The organism is Sulfurovum sp. bin170, from assembly GCF_010892395.1.
In the GTDB taxonomy this organism is placed as follows: Bacteria; Campylobacterota; Campylobacteria; order Campylobacterales; family Sulfurovaceae; genus UBA1140.
Map to the genome: position 1 here is coordinate 1 of NZ_JAACKB010000221.1, position 4,076 is coordinate 4,076.

Annotated in this window: 2 protein-coding genes; both read right to left on the reverse strand. The window is 38.9% G+C overall.

Annotation, left to right across the window (positions count from 1 at the left end):
- On the reverse strand, nt 1–2,584 hold a 2,584-nt coding region (locus GSY74_RS05210; protein ID WP_164664048.1), incomplete at its 3' end, for a S8 family serine peptidase.
- Between the two features lie 12 nt (nt 2,585–2,596).
- The gene (locus GSY74_RS05215; RefSeq protein ID WP_164664049.1) at nt 2,597–4,030 is read right to left on the reverse strand and encodes an immunoglobulin-like domain-containing protein; all 1,434 of its coding nucleotides are present in this window, start codon (nt 4,028–4,030) and stop codon (nt 2,597–2,599) included.
- Nucleotides 4,031–4,076 lie beyond the last annotated feature (46 nt).

Below are 4,076 nucleotides of genomic sequence, written 5' to 3' on the forward strand. Positions count from 1 at the left end.
AATCATGATTGATTGTTTCTGTAACTTCTGAAGTTCTTATAGTTCCAAGATTTGTATAATTACCCTCACAATTTTCAATCATACCTTTAGGATTTACCAATCCATATCCATAGTCACTACTGTGCCATAGACCAGTACTATTCTCTACCCAACTACTATTAGTACTATCAATTCTCTTACCATGTTTTGCAAGAAGATATTTTACATCTCTCCATGTTAAGTTAGGACAAGCCTCTAGCACTAGAGCAATAGCTCCTGAGACAGTTGGTGATGCAGCACTTGTACCATTCATGGCAAATGTATAGTTTTGGTTAGTATCTTCACTCCAAGTTGTCTTCTCATTTATATCTCCTGTGTTAACAGATTGCCCCTCAACGGTTGTTGTGGCAATAGTTGGGCTATTTTGATAGTAGTCTCCACTGTATCCAGAGATAATCACATTTCCCCCAGGGCTAGAGTATGATGCATGAGTGTTATCATTTTTCAACGCTCCAACAGCAACAGCATATCTATTATTTGAGATATAACTTATATTTGAGTTACCATAGTTTTCTCTATCATTTCCTGCTGCAATAACATAAACTCTACCTTTTCCATCTCGTAAGGTACTAGTTCCCTGTTCTAATATGGACTCATAGAATGTGTTATTAGTAATATAGGTTCCCCAACTATTGTTACTCACTGCTATTTCATTAGCTCCATTACCAGAGAGCCAAACTTTATCTAGCCCTGAACTCCACTGTTCTCCTCCAATCCAATTACTACCTGCTATTTTAGCAAAAGGAGCAATACCTCTAACACCTTTACCGTTAAATGCTCTAGCACTCATAATACCTGCGACCATGGTTCCATGTGTATCATCTAGGGTCAATGGTGATGGGTCACCAACTGTATTACTTGAACCATTATGTGTATATGAACGACTTAAATCCATGTTATCAACCAAATCCTCATGGTCAGCATCGACACCATCATCTACAATCTGTACGATAATAGGATTTCCTCCATTATAACCCATATATCTATGGTAAATATCTAATAGATCTAAATCATTCCCTACGATAGTTGATACACCACTACCATTAACTAGTGTACCCAAACTTCTAATATGCCACTGTTTATCAAAAAAAGTATCTCCGTGAGTTCCAGTAAGCTGAAGTCCATCTAAAACACCATCTCCATCTTCATCACTATTGGTTGAATTCATATCCAATAAGATTTCTATAGCATCAGGAATATGGTCATTATCACTATCATTTGGAGTATTTGGTACTGTAATAGCAACATTAACTGTAGTACTATCTCCTGCACTATTCGTCGCTTTTACAACCAATGTATAACTTGCTGTAGTATTATGATCAAGAACCTTTGCCGTTGTAATAACACCTGAATTAGAGATAGCGAAGTCACTGTTTGTATTTCCACTTACAATGGTAAAGCTATCGGTTAGATTCTCATCACTATTGACTCCATTGGTCTGAACGGTGACTACATTTGTCCCTATAGCTACATTTTCTGAAATACTACTTCCCGTAGGGGTTGCTAGGACTGGAACCATATCAACCACATTGGTTACGGTAATGGTAACAGCTACACTATTGCTATCTCCTGCTCCATTGGTTGCTACGGCTGTTAAACTGTAAGTCGTTGTGGTCTCATAATTTAAACTGGCTCCACTTTTTACAGTAATATTTCCATCATTGCTCACTTCAAAGTTTGACTCTCCTGTTCCACTCAGTGCAATTCCTGTGATGGCACTGTTTCCGATACTGCTAATGGTTAGGGTTCCTATTTTGGTGGCTACTGTTGCATTCTCTTCTACTGTTGCGGTGGAGGCTGACAAGATTGGAGCTATATTTTCAGGAAGCACTTTAAACTTTTTGGTATCACCATCGATGAAAAACTCAAGAGTCTCTCCTGTGGTATCTATCTTTTGCCAATTATATTGACCAGAAGCCGTACCAAATTTATAGATACTACTTCCTGTTGAGTTTATGATGTACCATGAGTTGTTACTGGCTTTAAAAAACCACCATTTGACATCGACGGTGGTGTTTCGTATGAGTTCGATGTCCTCTTGTATTTTGGGGTCATATCGGTCGACTCCTAGACCCCAATCTTTGTAGTTGAAGCTTGGATTATTAGCGATGTTTCCTACTGTGATTTGTTCATCAGTGATACTAATGGTGGCAACATTTTGTCCGACCTCTTTCCAACCTGCTTTGACTACACCATTGATGGTTTCAACGGGACCTAGAGATAGCACCATTCCTTGGTAAAATCCATTGATTTGGCTGATATACCATCTTGATTTTTCCTCAGCTGTTTTGGTGTTGGCGGTATAGTACATAAATTGCAAGAGATTATCTTGACTCTTTATCGCATCCAAGTCAGGATTGCTCTCTTTTTGATACGATAAATCATGGGATTTTTTATCCAAAGCTTCCACTGAGACTACGGCAGGAAGTTCATCTTGAACTGGAACATTATAGGTGGTTTTTGTATCACTTTTATTACTATTGCACCCCACCATACTTATGACAATAAGCATGGAGAGTATGGTTTTAAAAATATTACTTTTCATCTTCATCTCCTTTTAAAATGTTGGAAGCTCTTCCACTATCGTGACCGAAAAACTCTTGGTCATGCTACTAGAACCCTTGCTGATGGTAGCAGTGAGTGTTACGGTGACGCTACCACTCTCTGGTGATGTTACTACTCCTGTGTTGGATAGGACGGCTGTGTTGCTAGAGCTATAAGAGATGGTGGTACCATGTAGCCCTGTGGTTGGTAGTGACATATTGGATGAGACAGAAGAGGTGTCACCTAAATTCAAATCTGATGTAGCCAGATCAACTGCTTCTGCATCACCCATTTGAGGTGGAGCTTTTCTTGTGATATGCACGATTGAAGCTTCACTTGTATTTTTGGCTTCATCTTTGAGTGTGATGTCAAATTGGTTATCACCTACAATAAGTCCAACAACAACGGTGGCTTTTTCATCACTAATTACTCTATTCATGTTGGATCCATTGATATAGACTGTAGTTTGATTTTCACCATATATAGAGAGGGTATATTGATTGTTTTCCGTCTCTATTGGTAGAGAGACCTCAAGAGAAGGCATATCAGGTGCAACAGTATCTTTTAGGATATCAATTAGTAGTGCTTCACTCTCCTCCCCATTAGTATTTTTGAGTGTGATACTAAACGAATTCTCTCCATCATCATCACTTAGAGTTAAAGTCAGTTCTGCTTTACCATTATCGTCTATTACACCGTGAGCAACACCATTTACAAAGATTTTTCCATTGACTAGACCTTGGATTTCGATGGTGATGTTATCCTTGCTAGTAGCAGAGGATAAAGTGGTTAAGAGTATAGGTTTTTCAATCTTCTCTATCACCTCTTCAGCTCCACTCACCTCTTCTTCTGTAGCTTCACCAGTAGCTCCTGGAACGGAAGAGTGTTCACGAAGATGCTCTTTAGCAGAGGCTTCACTGATGGGGTCTATTTCGTTGTCGATGAGAAGTTTTTGCATCTCTTCCAGACTCAAATCATCAAGTTTTTGATTACCTTCCAAAACCAGTGTATCAGGAATATTAATTGTCGTACTCATATCCCCATCATCATCCAAGCTCTGCAAGAAGATGGCAATTTTTAAAACATCGTCATTGTTAAAGTCATCACGACTTACCCCAACCAAATCTTGGGGATAGATAACAGCGTCTGCTGTCATCGCATCAATGGAGCCTACCTCTATGCCTAGAACACTGAAGGTTACAGGAAACTTTGAACACGCAAATCTTCCTTGAGCATCAGTTTTAGCGATGGTACTACCACAAGTATAAGTGATATTGGAGATGGGTGCATCGACAACAGTGCCTATTTGGGTTCTTGTCGCTGTTGTAGTTGTTGATGGTGTCGATTCACTTGTTTCTGGACAAGAAGAACTTTCTCCACATGCGGTGAGTAGTAGAGCAATTCCTACGAAAAAAATCAACTCTCTTGTACTGTTTTTTCTCATCATTCTCTTCCTCGTTGTTAGTTATTTATTAATTAATATAACATATTTC